Raw genomic sequence first — 16591 nt, forward strand, 5'->3', positions numbered from 1 at the left:
CCTTGTTAAACGTAAATAGTACGACAAGCCATTTTACTCAACGCTGCGTGTTGCGGCTAAGGAATGATTTTCCTATGTCACTTGATTCACCAGAACCAACCCATACTGCTTTCTCTACCAATGCTTCTTCTTCTAGACGTCAGACTACTGCGGGCATCGTTATTATAGGCGCTGGGATGGCAGGCAGTCGTTTTGCCATTGAGCTGGCACGTGCCCAGCAGCAAAGCAGCCAAGAAAAAGGCGCAGCTCATTTACCCATCACGCTGATTAGCAAAGAACCGCAAGTGGGCTACAACCGTATCATGCTGTCACCCGTACTCTCAGGAGAGTCGGTTTTTGAAGAGACATATTTATACGAGCTAGCAGAATATGAGCAATTGGGTATCACGGTATTGGCTGGCACGTCGGTAGATGCAATTGAAACCAATAAGCGGCGTGTCAAATTGAGTGATGGACAAGCCCTAGATTATACCGAGCTGGTGCTTGCTACTGGCTCACAAGCTCGCGTCATCCCTTTTACCAATCATGATGCTAAGGGGGTTCATGTATTTCGAGAGATTGCTGATGTGCAGGTATTGACGGAGTACGCGCGCCAAGCAAAAAAGGGTCTTGTCATTGGTGGTGGGGTGCTGGGTCTGGAAGCCGCTTGTGCTTTGGCGTCTCAAGGGGCAGATATGACAGTGGTTCATGTCGATAGTCATGTTCTCAACCGACAGCTTGATATGCCCGCCGCTCATCTGCTACAAGCAGAGCTCTTCAGTCGAAGTGTCAAGCTGGAGGTGTTAGCCAACACAGAATGTATTACGGTCAATGATCAACACGAGGTTAATGGTCTGTTGTTAAAGGATGGCCGCACACTGCCAGCAGACTTTATTGTCATGGCCGTTGGTGTCATCCCCAATACGACACTGGCGCAGCAAAGTGGTCTTGATGTTAACCGAGGTATCCTCGTAGATAACTTTATGCATACAAGCTGTCCTCATGTCTATGCGATTGGTGAGTGTATAGAACTGGATGGTGAGCTGTTCGGTATGGTAGCCCCTGTCAACCAACAGGTGGATACTTTGGTTTCTGTCCTAAAAGAGTCGAGCGTCTCAAGTAGTAGGAGACTTAGTAGTGACTCACGAATAACCGAATACAAAAACCACTGGCGTCCCTTTATCAGCAAGCCTTTATCTTTAAAATTAAAAGTATCTGGCATCGCCGCTTTTTCAGCAGGTCAGATTGCTTTTGATGATATTGAAATGGCACAGATAGAGCGCGTGGTTTATCAGCAAACGAGCCTCGATCATTATCTTTGTCTCTATATTAAAGCAAGCAAACTTATTGGCACGGTACTGTACGGTGATGTGAGTGAAAGCGGGTTTTATAGTCAGCTGATCACTGATGGCAGTGACATATCCTCGATAAAAGAAGACCTTATCTTTGGCGAAGCCTATTGCGATGTAGAGAAAATAGAAGCAGCTGGGCCCGAATCTGCCGTGCCAAGTGACGCACACCTAATAGGAGAGGCCTCATGAGCAGCACCATCTTAAATGACGATCAATCCCTCAGTGTCGTACCGTCCTCTCGCATTACAACTTACACTGAGGATTTGATCAGTCCTATTCGTACCACTTGTCCTTACTGCGGCGTAGGCTGCGGCGTACTAGCAAACATCGATGAGGCAGGTGTAGTCAGCGTGACAGGCGATCCTGATCATCCAGCAAACTTCGGCAAACTCTGCTCAAAAGGCAGTGCATTGGCACAAACATTGGGCACTGAACGCAGGTTGACACAGCCTTATTATCAAGACAAACAGCGAACAATAGCAAAAGGACAACCGATAGATACGCAGCCTGTCGAGTGGGAGGCAGTATTGGATGATATTGCCAGTCGTTTGAATAACACTATCGCGACACACGGGCGTGACAGCGTAATGTTTTATGTGTCAGGGCAGCTGCTTACTGAGGATTACTACGTTGCCAATAAGTTCATTAAAGGCTTTATTGGTAATAATAATATCGATTCCAATTCGCGTCTTTGTATGTCCTCAGCGGTTGCAGGGCATAAGCGTGCTTTTGGTGCAGACTTAGTGCCTAGTAATTATGAAGATTTAGAGTCTTGTGATTTATTGGTGCTGGTGGGCTCCAATATGGCGTGGTGCCATCCTATCTTATTCGGACGGTTTTTAGCCGCCAAAAAGCGTGATCCTAATAAAAAACTGATCGTGATTGATCCGCGTCGTACTGATTCTTGTGAATTTGCCGATTTGCACGTGCCCGTTGCTGTTGGCACGGATACGCACTTATATAACGGACTGCTGCATTATCTTGAGCAAGAAGGCTGTGGTGATAAAGACTATCTTAAGCAGTGTCATGATGTTAAGCCCGCCTTAGAGGCCGCAAAAACATGGACGATTGATAAAGTGGCGACGGCATGTGGTATCAGTGCGGATCTGGTACAGGAGTTTTATGCGCTGGTCGCTGCAAATGATAAAACCGTCACGGCATTTAGCATGGGTGTCAACCAATCTGCAAGTGGTACCGACAAGGTCAATGCCATTATCAATACTCACTTGTATACTGGGCGAGTGGGCCGAGTAGGTGCAAGTCCGTTTTCACTCACCGGTCAGCCAAATGCGATGGGCGGGCGCGAAGTCGGTGCATTAGCTAACCTGCTTGCCGCACATCTAGACCTAGACAACGAGCAGCATCGTCATTTGGTGGCTGATTTTTGGCAAGCGCCGCAACCGCTTGCCGCAGAAGTTGGGGTAAAAGCTTGCGATGCTGCTGATGCCATACTAGATGGCCGTATCAAAGCCATCTGGATTATGGCGACCAACCCTGTCGTCAGCTTGCCTGAGGCTGATAAGTTTCGCCGCGCATTGGCTACCTGTGATTTGGTGATTGTATCTGACTGCTCCGTCGACAGCGATACGGTTAAGTGTGCAGATATTGTTTTGCCTGCACAGGGTTGGGGGGAGAAATCAGGCACAGTGACCAATTCGGAGCGCCGCATCTCGCGCCAGCGGGCGTTAATGCCTGCACTCGGACAAGCAAAGCCTGACTGGTGGATACTATCGCAAGTCGCTAAACGCATGGGTTTGACAGGGTTTGATTATCAGCATCCTAGGGATATATTTAATGAGCATATCGCTCTGACAGCTTATAGAAATGATACCAGTCAAGATGTATCAGAAAACAATCAACCGCGCCATCTTAATTTAGCAAAAGATCTTTCGCCAATGGTAGTAGGGGCGATAGCATCGATAGAGGAAAGCCCAAACCATCTTAAGCAGCAAAATAAAAACGTATTCTCTTTCAGTCATGACGCATATGATGTCATGACACCGTTTCAGTGGGGCGGCGCACGTATTACACCTAGCAAAACGAAATTTATTGCCATTACGCCTCCCAGTCACGCCAGTATACCCAATAGGCATACGCAACGATTGAGCTCGAAAAGCGCTCATAGTAAAAAAAATAACGGCAGTCATACGTTTCATCAGAATGACTCAGGGGCATTAGACCTACGGCTGATTACAGGTAGGCTTCGCGATCAATGGCATACGATGACGCGCACAGGACTTGCACCGCAGCTCAACCAACACGAGTCTGTACCAACGCTCACCGTGCATCCAAATGATGCCAAGCAGCTCGGTGTTGACCAAGGCGATTATGTACAGCTACGTCCCTGCTATGAGAAAAACTTATCAATAAATAGCCAGCCGCCGCGTACGGTCGCGAGCACCACTACAGACAGTCAGGTGCTCGCCCAAGTTGCCATCAGCGACAGTATGAGTGCAGGCGATGCCTTTATGCCGATGCATTGGAGCAACGCCTTTGCTCGTTTTGCTCGCGTAGGCACGCTGATCCCAACGATCGTTGATCCACATTCAGGACAGCCTGAATTAAAAAATTCTGCAATCAGCGTGATGCCTGTGCCGATGAAAACTTATGGCAAGATTTTGGTGCATCCTGATCTACAAGACACCATGATAGTGCATCTGCGTGAGACTTTATTAGATTTTGAGAAAGAGCCTGAGGATCAAGGAGTGCTGATACCTTCTTTTGATACAAATACAATTTTTGATACAAATACAATTTCTGAAAGATCAAACTCATTACCCGCATTGACATGGAGTTTAAGTCGTCAAACCAATAGCGTCTTGATTACTTTAGCCAGTCCTGTAGACAAAGTCATCAGTAAACTGCTTGACGCTGAGTACTGGCAAAATTTTATCAATACCTATCAAACATCTCTCACCGATAAATCGATCAATAGTGCCTTTACTTGCAGCAAGCAAGCAAAGCAGCTTCGCTTCGTCTCGACGCAGGTAGAGGCAAATAATAAAGTGATAGATCGGGCATCGATTAGTACGTCAAAGTCTGACATACCAAGCGATCAGCTACTGCTCAGCATTTGTTTTGCGCCGCAAGTGGCGCAGCTACCCAGTATGCATTGGCTTAACAATTGCTTTGCCAGTACTGATGCGATACCAGAGAACCAACGCTATAAGTGGTTGCTGGCAGGTCGTCCAGCGACGGGGTATGTTGATCCAGGTGCATTAGTATGTTCATGTATGGCTGTTGGAGAGAATATTATTATCGAAACAATTACCAAGCAGCAGTGTATGAGTGCCCACGCGGTTGGAAAGGCATGCCGAGCAGGGACTAACTGCGGTTCATGTGTGAGTCAAATTAATGCCTTGATCGATAGGTATGCGTCTTAAGTAGTGCTTGTTGCAAAGTTTGATCGTTAATATGGCATAGGGCTTGCACCGTATTTTATATGCTCTTCTTTTCTTAGGTATGCCATTGTTAGGTGCAGAGTTGCGCGTTATTAACAGTGTTATTAGGAGTTATTACCATGACTGATTCATCTACCTTCATTGCCGCATTAACTTCACAGAATTTACCCAATATAAATTGTCATATTAGAGTGAGCGATGAGCCATCAGGTATAGAAAAAAATGTGAAAACGGGCACGGTACATCTGGTTGGTGCAGGTTCTGGCGATCCTGAGCTACTCACGTTAAAAGCATTACGAGTAATGCAAAAAGCAGATGTCGTGCTCTATGATAGTTTAGTTTCAGAGGATATTTTAGATATGTGTGCGCTGACGGCAGAGAAGATATTTGTCGGTAAGCGCCGTGCCAATCACGCACTACCACAAGAAGGTATCAATGAGCTACTGGTCAAACACGCGCTAGCAGGCAAAACGGTCGTTAGGCTCAAAGGTGGCGACCCCTTTATATTTGGACGCGGCGGAGAGGAGCTGCAAGAAGTGGTGCGTCATGGTATTCATTTTGAATCTATTCCTGGTATCACTGCTGCTAGTGCGGCCGCAAGTAGAGCAGGTATTCCCTTGACACACCGTGATCATGCGCAAGCCGTAAAATTTGTGACCGCTTGCAAAAAGTTGGGCGCACCTAATAATGACTACGATGAACTCTTAGACAGTACGCAGACGGTTGTCTTTTATATGGGGTTGAATCGACTAGATGAGATGACCCAAGGGCTAATTGCCGCAGGGCGCGACAGTAATACACCTTTTGCTGTGATTAGTCATGCCAGTTTGCCAACGCAGCAGCTTCTTATCGGTACGCTTGGTAATATCGCGGAGCAGCAAGCTGAGGCAAAATTACCAACACCTGCGCTATTGATTATGGGTGATGTGGTTAATTTATATCATGAGTTTGCAAACTACAACCTTGGTGCGTTAGGCAAAAGTACCTTTATTGACGTTCAAAACGTTGTTAGCAGTCATGATTTAGTCAGTAATTTGGAGGTTGTCACGTAGGATAGAAGCATATTAGTGCCAAGCGATAATAGTGCTTAGCACTTTTATAGTATGTCAGCGCAAACACTTAAACAGGGTAATGACTACTACAAAATACTAAAACGCATGTAAAAGTAGACGATGTAATAAAAAGAGTATGATGCAAGGTACGATGACTTTGGATACATTAAGAGTTAGTTCAGCAGACTGGTATAAGTGGTTCCATTATACCAGTCTGTTTTAAGTAGTCTATTAATAGGTTCAAAGGGTTAAATAGCTGGTTCCCTTGGAGCATACTTATAAAATTTACACCAGTGTTTGATTACAGTCCCCTAAATTTGACAGTCTTACCATATCAAAGTAAAGCGACCAAGATTGACCCCTGCCGTCAAATCCGTACAGTTAAACTTGGGAGATTTTAGTTACGCAGCTTGACGATAATAATCAAACCACACCTGTCTTGGCGATTTATAACTCAAACCCTTTTGAATCCTCGTTTGGTTGTAGTACAGCTCAATATAGCCAATGATATCGCTGATGGCTTCGAACCTTGTTTTATAGTCTTCGTGATACACCAACTCATTCTTTAATACGCCCCAGAAACTTTCTATCGGAGCGTTGTCGAAACAATTGCCTTTGCCACTCATAGATCCTGTAAACTGATGCTGTTTAATGATCTTGTGGTAGGCATGGCTACAGTACTGACTGCCTCTGTCAGAATGAACGATTAGCCCTTTAGTAGGTCGTTTGTTCTTGATGGCCATGTTCAATGCTTTGCATACTAGATCAGCGGTCATACGCTTGTTAATAGCGTAACCGACAAGCTCTTTGGTGTATAAGTCTTTAACACCTGCTAAGTATAGCCAACCTTCATCTGTCCAAATATAAGTGATGTCACTGACCCAAGCCTCATTAGGGCGATTGGCATTAAATTTCTGTTCTAGACGGTTTGGATAGATAAGCTTGTTATGGTTTGAGTTGGTCGTGACTTTAAAGCGCTTGTGACGACGGCATTTAATGCCGCACTCTTCTTTAATGCGTCTAACCATATATTTACTTATGGCATACCCTTGCCCTGTAAGGTAAGCATGCAATCGCTCATAGCCATAGCGCTGCTTAGTCTCATCATGAGCCACGACGCGAACTAGCAACTCACACTGATTGCGATGAATCTGCTGACAGCTGATATGACGACTTAGCCAGATGTAATAGCTTGATGGCTTAACATCTAATACGTGACACATGCAGGTAATGCTAAATATTTTCTGGTTATCCTTGATAAAGACGTACTTGACTAGCTGTCACTGCGGACATAGCCCTTCGCCTTGCGTCACTAAAACAGTCTCCCAGACTGTTTCTTAACGTTCCTCATTCGCGAAGTACGCCGTGGCCTCATTCGAGCATAGCTCTTATCTTGCGTCGGGGCGAAGCAGTGCTTCGCTTTATCCCTCCTCATTTAGTATTTCGCGCTCCTCTTCGGCAACCTTAAGCTGGCGTTTGAGCTGCTTTATCTCTTGAAGAGCACTTATAAGATCAAGATCGTATTGAGCTGTTCCTGCAAGTTTGCCTTGATTGGCTTTGTTGTTCCAGTTCGATAAGGTTTGCATGGCGATGCCAAGCTGCTTTGCGGTCGCTGAAATATTGCCGTTGTTGTCTGATATCTTCTTGACGACTTCGGCTTTGAATTCTTCACTATAAGTTCTTACTTTCTTGGTCATGGTAAACTCCTGTTATTACGCTTAGTTTACCAAGTTTAGTTGTACGGTTTCTTCAGCATAGCTCACTCAAAGCTAAGTCTAAGTTTCAATATATGAAAAATAGTAAAGCCATAGGAGCAATGACTTTTATGGCTTTTTTAATTTGGAGGTTTTATCCTAGATTCTATGTAACTGCCGTTTAGATTAAAGGCTTACTAATACGATCATCAAACATAATCATAAAGTGATTTTCTGATGTCTTTAGGGTAGTCAAAGAATACCATCCTAGTTACTGCGTCAATAAAAAATAGGTTATATCAGCTGATTCTCTTGCCTGTAATGGCTTGGTGTTATGCCATAGTTTTTTTTGAAGGCGCTAGAGAATGCACTGTTATCGATAAAGCCGCTTGCTAGTACAATTTGGCTAATAGGCAGCGTAGTATGTTTAAGAATATATTTGGCGTGTTCAAGGCGCAATCGCACGTAATACTGTTGCGGTGAACAACTAAAATTTTTGTTAAATATGCGCTGTAATTGTCTACTTGATAGTCCAAGATGATGGGCAATATCCTTAACGCTTAAAGGCTCTTCAAGATTGGTTTTCATCAATGCAATAGCATCTATTACATTGGTATAGCTACTGCTCAGTATTTTTGGCTTGGGCATATGCTGTACGTAAGTAGGCTCACGTATAGAGGTGATAATAAACATGTCTTGTATCTTGGAAACGATATGATGACCATGATGCTTATTGATGATATGTAAAGTCATATCCAATGCGCAAGCTCCACCTGAACAAGAATATAGCTGCGGTGCTATTGTAAATATTTGGTCATTAAAAATAACACCTGGATAGCTTTCTTGGGCTACGCTGATGTTCTCCCAATGCAATGAGGCTGCTTGCTGCTCAAGTAAGCCCGCAGCAGCCAATGCTAGCGCTCCTGTACACAAACCGCCAAGTGCAATATCCCGTACTGCCAATCGCTGAATTAAGGTAATGAGCCTACTAGATTCCAAGTAATCTGTTTGGTGTCCTCCGCATACAAATACCAAGTCGCAGGTTAATAAGTAGTCGAGTGGTGCAGTATGACTTAACTTAATACCGTTACTACTACTGGTTTTATTGTCATCGAACCCTGCCACCACCCACGAGTATAAGAGTTGCTCGCTCACATAATTCGCCATTCGAAGTGGCTCAATGATATTGCTGAACGCGAGCATGGTAAAGCCATTAATCAGTAGAAACCCAATACGCCTAGGCTTGTCTATCATCTTTTCAGTTATCTGAGTCATTTTTTATCGCCTTCAGAACATACCTAAAATTCTGGCTAATGTTAAGTTGTTTTTCTATATGTCCGATTATAAACATAAAATGTCGCTTATGAAAAAATACCTTATTAATTTTACCTCTATTATCGAACGTGTTCTCAGTTAATTATTACCTACTTTGGAGACGTTCCATGTCAGCACTAAAAGACCTTACTAGCACGTTATCTTCTACAGATTTTTCTCGAAAATCGATGAATTCATTAAGCCTAACCTCTTTAGATGGCTCATTAGATAATCTGTATCTCCCAAGTCTAATCGAAATTAAAAACGGCCAGAAAGTGCAACCGACTTTTAGTCATCAAGAATATGCAAATCGTCATGAGAAACTTCGTGAGTATTTAGATAATCATGGCATTGTGGCGGCGCTTTTCACCTCGATACATAACATCAATTACTATTCTGACTTTATATATTGCTCTTTTGGGCGACCTTATGGACTAGTCGTTACTTCAAAAGAAGTCGTGTCAATCTCTGCCAATATCGATGGTGGACAGCCTTGGCGGCGTACTGTGGGCGACAATAATATTGTTTACACTGATTGGCAGCGTGATAACTATTTCAAAGCCATTGCTCAACAAATTCCTCATCACGGCCGTGTAGGTATTGAGTTTGATCATTTACCAATGGATCGCTTTGCTAAGCTCAAAGCTATTTTACCCAATGTAGAGTTTGTTGATATTAGCCTAGCATGTATGACCATGAGAATGGTTAAGTCCTCTGAAGAGATAGCGCTAATAACAAAGGGCGCTCAGGTCTGTGATATTGGTGGGGCGGCATTGGTACAGGCTGTTTATGATGGCGTGCCCGAATACGAAGTTGCCTTGGCATCTACACAAGCGATGGTGAAGGCTATTGGGGAGCAGTTTAGTCAAGTAGAGCTCATGGATACATGGACATGGTTTCAGTCAGGTATTAATACGGATGGTGCCCACAATCCAGTAACCAATCGTCGTGTCCAGTCGGGTGATATATTGAGTCTTAACTGTTTTTCTATGATAGCAGGCTACTATACCGCGCTTGAACGCACATTGTTCTTGGATAAATGTGATGCAGATTCACTACGCTACTGGCAGATAAATTGTGAAGTGCATGAAGCAGGTCTTGAGCTTATAAAACCTGGCGTGCGCTGCTGCGATATCGCACATGAGCTGAATAAAGTTTATGCAAAATACGACTTATTAGAAAAACGCAGCTTTGGTTACGGACATTCTTTTGGTGTGCTCAGCCATTATTATGGACGCGAGGCAGGACTTGAACTACGTGAAGATATTGAAACAGTGCTTGAGCCAGGTATGGTCATCTCTATGGAGCCGATGATTATGATTCCAGAGGGCATGCCGGGTGCTGGCGGTTATCGAGAGCATGATATTTTAGTCATCAATGAGACGGGCGCTGATAATATCACAGGCTTTAAGTACGGCCCTGAGCATAATATTATCGGTCGTTAATGTAGGGGAGTGTCATCAATAAATACTGTCTATATTGAGTGGGCTACCATGAATAAGTTTCTTATTTTAAGCCCGCCAACATAGATGATGATGCGCCTCGCACAATGCAATTATTTTCACATTTTACTTATTAAGGAAATAACACTATGGACCTGTTTCTTAACAGCTGGACGTTATTTTGGTTTTTGACCATTAATGTACTGACGCTATTACTGGCAGTGAGTTATTTCTTCGTAGAGCGTCATAACAAGTAATGTAGTAAATGATACGAGGAATCGACATGTTTATTAATTGGATGATATTGTTAGCAGCAATTGCACTTCTCATTGTATTGGCTAGTAAAGCGTCAAAAGTCATGTCAGCAGATGAGGAAAGTGGTTTTTTAGTAGCCGGTCGCTCATTAGGGCCTTTTGTTATAGCAGGTACTGTCGTGGCGACTGGGTTTAGTGGTTGGGGCTTTATGGGTTCACCTGGTGCCGCATACCAATACGGGACGATTGAGCTTTTAGGTAATTTCTTTTTTGCACCAGCCATGGTCGTCGCCGTATTATTCTTTGCGGTCTATTTGCGTAATAGAGCCATGAAGATGGGTAGTAGTACCATTCCTGAATTTATTGTCAACTTGCACTGTAATGATCGAAATTCAATATCTGCTCGCACTTTGCGTATTATCACGTCTTTGGGCATGATTATATTTTTGACCGTATTTTTGACGGCTCAGATTAGAGCGCTTGGTATGTTGGGTAGTAGCTGGCTCGGTATTTCACCTCTTCTGGCTTCTGCGCTTTTATTGGTGATTATTACTATTTATACCATGGCAGGCGGATTGCTCGCTGTTGCTTGGACTGATACTTTTATGGTGATTGGGATGGCCACTGCTGCCATTTATATAGTGGTTCAGGTGTTCACTGACATTCCGTTAGCAGATATGATGACGCAGCTGAATGCGATAGATCCAAACCTTGTCAATCCAGAGAGTTCTAACCCATATGGTAATGCCAAAGCTTCTGTTTTTCTAGTATTTGTCTATGCGCTTATCTTTAGTACTGCATTGCCTTATATGTCAGTACGTTTTTTGGCGATGAAATCTAATATTAGTATTGCCAAAACAGGCTTTTATACGGCCATTCTAGGGTGTGTTTTGAGTTTGGTGCCTATCGTTGGCTTATATGTTCGTATCAAAAACCCAGGTCTGATCAATCCCGATGAAGCAATGCCTTGGTATTTAGCCAATGCTATTCCAAGTGTGGTGGGTAGTGTGATCACTTTGTTTATTCTTTTTGCTATGAAGTCTACGGCAAACTCTATCTTGCATACCTTATCAACTGCTGCCTCACATGATTTGCGTTTGGCTATATTTGACAATAAACCTCGCACTGAGGCTGAACTATTGAAACTGAATAGATTGTGGGTCGCTATTGTGGCTGCTATCGCCTTCATTTGTACTTTCTTCTTACCTGAAGCGATGCTTAGCTATCTAGGCATATTCTCTAGCGGTACTTTAATGGCAGCTCTATCTGGTGTACTTTTGGTGACTATCTTTTATAAAGGCTCAACGATAGCTGCTATTGCCTCTATTATCGTCGGTGCTGTTTGCAGTAGTTATCTCTTAACATCAGGTATTGTCGGCTGGGTAGAGGGACCTCTTATCGGATCAGCTGCATCAGCCATCACTTACGTGGTCGTTAGTGTATTGGTTCCTAATAGAGTCAAAGCCATATCAGAAGAAGCTGTCAGCGCTTAGATATAGATACTTATATTTATGAATACTTAACAGAGCCTAAACTAACCGCTGAGTTTATTGACTGATAGTCATAAATTCAGCGGTTTACGTATTCAGTAAGGCTGGCAAGTATGAGTTGTATAGATAAGCTAATGCTGATTAACACTCAGTTATTTTGTACCATTTTTATATTTACTCAATGATATTACGAACATTTTATGTTCAATAATAGAGGTGACTAGTCGTGGAAGTATTAAAAACCAGACCTATAGCGGTTGATGTCAAGCCATGGATTGGCACCATACAAATTGTCATGGCGGCCATATGTTGGGGCACACTTGGTATATTTTCGACTTATCTTAGTCAATTAGGTTTTAGTAGTTGGCAAATTACGATATTGCGTATCATAACGGCAGCTATTATTGCTATAACGATGTTGCCTAAGATCTGGAAACCATTAAGTAGGCTAACACTCGGTCAATGGTTTGGGCTTGGTCTACAATCCCTAATTGGCGTACTGGGTATGACGGTTTGCTACTTATTTGCAGTGCTTCATGTGGGAGCAGGCACAGCAGTCGCATTACTCTATACGGCACCAGTCTTTAGCTTGATATTCTCGCACCTATTATTAGATGAGCGAATTACTTATAAAGCTGCATTGTTAGCAATTGTAGCAGTGATTGGCGTTGGTATGACTACGATGGGTGGCACTACTGAAGGGAATTTGGGTATTGCCGTTGGGCTGCTTTCTGGCATTTGTTACTCTTTATATGGTGTGCTTGGTAAACGCGCCATGCATCATAAACACTCTGCACCACTTGTCTTTTTTACGTCAATTTTGTTCAGTGGCATTGTATTATTGTTCATTCCTACCACGTATACAACTTATTATAAGCTGATACAGCTTCCCGTTATTAGCTGGATATATGTACTGGGCTTATCTTTGGTAGGTACGATTGCACCTTTTGCATTATATATGAAAGCATTAGAAAAACTACCAGCCACACGCGCGTCAGTATTTACTATCTTTGAACCTTTGACCGCAATATTTTTGGCAGTGTTGCTCCTTCATCAAATGTTATCAGGTATTCAATATATAGGCGTTTTTTTGATTTTGCTCGTTGCTTTATTAAATGGGCTAACAAATTCGACCAATGTACAACTGCCGAGATGGTTTAGAAGACAAAAATTATCGTAATTTAGTCTTATAAACATTATTATTTATAGTACAACTCTCTCAAATCAGTTGCTGAGCTCTCAAAAACATTGAGGTGCGCTACAAGTTAATAGACAGTTATTGAAAGCACTCTAAATATTGAGTATACAGCTTAGAGTTCGATTCCTGTATAGCGCACCGATCACGATTTCATACTATTTTCGGACTTGTGAAGCGCATTAGTCAATATAAGGTGAATTAAATAAATGGCTCATTTGGATATATAGTCAGTTTGTAAATACCCCATTCTTAACACAACATCATCGTAGAATAATTAAGCCACCTGCCTGTACTCAGCAGGTGTCATATCATTAAGTGAATCATGGGGTCTTTCGTTGTTATAAACCGTGATCCAGTCTTCGGTTAGCTTACTAACCTCGTTTAAATTATTAAAAAGATAACAGTCTAAAACCTCATTGCGGTAACTACGATTAAACCGTTCAATATAAGCATTCTGATAAGGACAGCCAGGCTCGATATAATCAATATAGATGCCATGAGCTGATGCCCAATCAGTAAATATGCTGGATGTAAACTCACTGCCGTTATCCACACGAATTTGCTTAGGATAGCCATGCCACTCAGCCAACTGATCAAGGTAACGAATTACTCGAAGTGAGGGCATACTGGTACCAATATCAATACCTAATACTTCACGGTTGTAATCATCAATCACATTAAAGATTCGAAAGCGAATATTGTTGTGTAGTCTGTCGCTCATAAAGTCCATTGACCAAGTATGACCCAATGTATTTGGCACACTTAACGGCTGGGGGTTACGTGCTGGTAGCCGTCTTTTAGACTTACGGCGTAGGTTTAAGTTTAACGCGGTATAAACACGGTGTACTCGCTTGTGATTCCAAGAATAGCCAAGCTACGTATGCGTTTAAAGCACTTTGGGAAACCCCAACGATTGTGCTTGTCAGTAAGCTTATTTAAGACATCAATAATCTCACTATCATCAGATAGCTTAGGCTTATAGTAGTAAGCGGTTCGACTCATGCAGACAACCTGACAACTCACTGCAATGCTGACATCATACTGCGCCTGTAATTCTTGCGCCCAGACTTTGCGCTCAAGGGCAGGCGCTATAGCTTTTTTATGATCTCTTTCTGCATTTGCGCTTTAAGGCTTAAGTCAGCATACATCTGTTTAAGCCTACGGTTTTCTTCTTCAAGCTCTTTTAATCGTTTAACATCAGAGGCTTCCATACCTCCATACTTGGATCTAACTTCGCTATCGCTTCGTCTTGCGTCACTAAAACAGTCTCCCAGACTGTTTCTTAACGTTCCTCATTATAAAAGTCGAGCTAGCAATCCCGTATTTACGGCACAGCTTTTTAGCAGGTATCCCAGCGTCTTCTTCTTTTAATATTGATACTATTTGGGTCTCGGTCATTCGTTTGCTCATATCAAAACGCCTTATGGGTTTTTTATGAGAAATTCTACGTTTGAGCTGTGCTATTTTAGGGGATAGTTACAAGGTTATTCTAAAAAATCATATCAAAACAATGAGCTAATGAATACAAAACAGCTTGCATTGAACATCAGTCGGTAGCATAATCCACCATTATAAAAATGGTGAACTTATGTATACAGATATTTCAAAAGCGAGCATCAAAAATCACGCGTTGAGTGCTTTATCACTTAGTATGGCTAGCATTCTGGTTACTATGAGCGCTCAAGCCATTACACCGGAACAATATCAACAGCAGCGTAGTGAGGCGTTAAAACAGCAGCAATTGGTTAAGCCCAATGTCAATATAAATACTGACACCTATCAACAAGCACCTTCAGCTCCTATTGTATCAGCTAGCCCTCAGAGTACTGATCCCGCCTCAACCGCTTGTTTCGACATCAATCATATTTACCTAACAGGCGAGCTGAGCGACAAGTTCACCTTTGCCCTGATGCCTTATACGACAGGTAGTGGTTCTTTATTAGGCAGTTGCCTGTCCGCCAACGACATCAACCAGCTGATCACCAACGTCCAAAACCGCATTATTGAAAAAGGCTATGTCACCACCCGCGTCTTGGTAGAAAACCAGAACCTCAAATCGGGCAACCTATTCCTAACCCTCATCCCAGGCCGTATTGATCGAATTATCGCCACCGACATTAAAGCGTCCCGTCCTATCTATACTGACGGTAGTGGCAACCCTGCCAACTTTGCCCCTGCCATGCCCATGAAGTCTGGCGATCTGCTCAATGTACGCGACATCGAGCAGGCGCTAGAGAACTTTAAACGCGTGCCGACCGCTGACGCCGATTTCTCTATTGCCCCAAGCAGTCGTATGACAACACCTGGCTATAGTGATATCCAAGTCAAATGGCAGCAGGGCAAGCGCTGGCGTCTATCGGCAACGGTAGATGACTCAGGTCAAGACAGCACAGGCGTCTATCAAGGCAATGTGACGCTGTCACTCGACAACCCAACGTGGCATAACGATTTACTTTATCTGTCCTACAATCATGATTTAGACGGCGGTAATGAGGATGGCGATGGCAGCTGGGGTTATAACGTTGGCTATGTGTTGCCGGTTGATAATACCCAGCTTACTATCACCCATAGCGGCTACAACTACGATCAAACGGTCGCTGGCGTCAATCAAGACTACGTCTATAGCGGCGAGTCTTACAACACCGACGTGCTCGTTAGCCATTTAGTGCACCGTGATAATCACAGCAAAACCTATCTAAAAGCGGGCGGTTTTGCCAAGCAGCAAAGCAACTTTATCGATGATACCGAAGTTGAGGTACAAAAGCGCCGCACAGCAGGCTATCAAGGAGGGGTAGGCTACGAGACGGTCATTGGTAAAACCCAGTGGATTGGCGATGTGATGTATCAACGCGGTACGGGTGCATTTGACGCCATCGACCCGCCTGAGGCGTTATTTAATGAAGGCAGTGCGCGTGCGGGTATCGTAAAGGTTGGTGTAGATGTAAATCATCCTATGCAAATTGCCAATCAAGCATTGAATTATCATGCGGCCTTCAAAGGTCAGTATGCCACTGAGGCACTGGTGCCCAATGATCGCTTAAGTATCGGTGGTCGTTATAGTGTGCGCGGCTTCGATGGTGAGCGCAGCTTGAGCGGGGATCATGGTGCCATTTTAAGACAAGAGCTGAGTGCTTATATTGGGGACAAGCCCCATGCCGTTTATGCAGGTGTCGATGCAGGTTACGTCAAGCTTGATAATGATGAGCAAGATGATTTGCTGCTCGGTCATCATTTGGTTGGCGGCGTTGTAGGCGTCAAAGGCTACGTCACCCCATTTAGAACCAGTTATGACGTATTTGCTGGCTATCCACTGGCCCAGCCAGACAATTTTAGCGATAAAGAATGGGTCACAGGCTTTAGCCTAGGATGGCAGTACTAAATCCTATCGTTGTCAAAACTATATTTGCTATCAAAC

8 protein-coding genes and 2 pseudogenes are annotated in these 16591 nt (G+C 43.5%); 7 read left to right on the forward strand and 3 right to left on the reverse strand.

Annotated features, from left to right (window positions below):
• Positions 1-74 precede the first annotated feature (74 nt).
• The 3 genes from AC58CZ_RS02160 (at position 75) to cobA (ending at position 5784) form a co-directional block, all read left to right on the forward strand.
• Positions 75-1520, forward strand: a complete 1446-nt coding sequence (locus AC58CZ_RS02160; RefSeq protein WP_494223462.1) for an FAD-dependent oxidoreductase — start codon at positions 75-77, stop codon at positions 1518-1520.
• Positions 1517-4714 (forward strand): molybdopterin-dependent oxidoreductase, encoded by a 3198-nt coding sequence (locus AC58CZ_RS02165; protein WP_494223461.1) that lies wholly within the window; start codon positions 1517-1519, stop codon positions 4712-4714. Before AC58CZ_RS02160 ends, AC58CZ_RS02165 begins: the two co-directional genes overlap by 4 nt.
• A 137-nt stretch (positions 4715-4851) precedes the next feature.
• Positions 4852-5784, forward strand: coding sequence for a uroporphyrinogen-III C-methyltransferase (gene cobA / locus AC58CZ_RS02170; protein ID WP_494223460.1), 933 nt, complete (start codon positions 4852-4854; stop codon positions 5782-5784).
• Between the two features lie 401 nt (positions 5785-6185).
• On the opposite strand, the pseudogene AC58CZ_RS02175 reads toward cobA, so the two are convergent.
• Both AC58CZ_RS02175 and AC58CZ_RS02180 read right to left on the reverse strand, forming a co-directional pair.
• Positions 6186-7481, reverse strand: a pseudogene (locus tag AC58CZ_RS02175) (IS3 family transposase).
• 291 nt (positions 7482-7772) lie between these two features.
• Complete coding sequence (locus tag AC58CZ_RS02180) at positions 7773-8753, reverse strand: helix-turn-helix domain-containing protein (protein ID WP_494223459.1); 981 nt, start codon at positions 8751-8753, stop codon at positions 7773-7775.
• A 227-nt stretch (positions 8754-8980) separates the two neighbouring features.
• Here AC58CZ_RS02180 and AC58CZ_RS02185 point away from each other — a divergent pair, with 227 nt between their 5' ends.
• From AC58CZ_RS02185 to AC58CZ_RS02195, 3 genes are all read left to right on the forward strand, one after another.
• Positions 8981-10237 carry a M24 family metallopeptidase gene (locus AC58CZ_RS02185; RefSeq protein WP_494223739.1) on the forward strand — a complete coding sequence of 419 codons (1257 nt, stop codon included), beginning with the start codon at positions 8981-8983 and terminating at the stop codon, positions 10235-10237.
• A 280-nt stretch (positions 10238-10517) separates the two neighbouring features.
• Positions 10518-11981: a sodium:solute symporter family transporter gene (locus tag AC58CZ_RS02190; protein WP_494223458.1), complete on the forward strand. Its 1464-nt coding sequence runs from the start codon at positions 10518-10520 to the stop codon at positions 11979-11981.
• A gap of 223 nt (positions 11982-12204) precedes the next feature.
• Positions 12205-13158, forward strand: coding sequence for an EamA family transporter (locus tag AC58CZ_RS02195; RefSeq protein WP_494223457.1), 954 nt, complete (start codon positions 12205-12207; stop codon positions 13156-13158).
• A 292-nt stretch (positions 13159-13450) separates the two neighbouring features.
• On the opposite strand, the pseudogene AC58CZ_RS02200 reads toward AC58CZ_RS02195, so the two are convergent.
• Positions 13451-14586 (reverse strand): annotated as a pseudogene (locus AC58CZ_RS02200) (IS3 family transposase).
• A gap of 178 nt (positions 14587-14764) precedes the next feature.
• Here AC58CZ_RS02200 and AC58CZ_RS02205 point away from each other — a divergent pair.
• A complete protein-coding gene (locus AC58CZ_RS02205) occupies positions 14765-16555 on the forward strand; it encodes a ShlB/FhaC/HecB family hemolysin secretion/activation protein (RefSeq protein ID WP_494223456.1) in 1791 nt (596 codons plus the stop codon).
• Positions 16556-16591 lie beyond the last annotated feature (36 nt).

It is taken from the genome of Psychrobacter sp. CR212 (assembly GCF_059693765.1).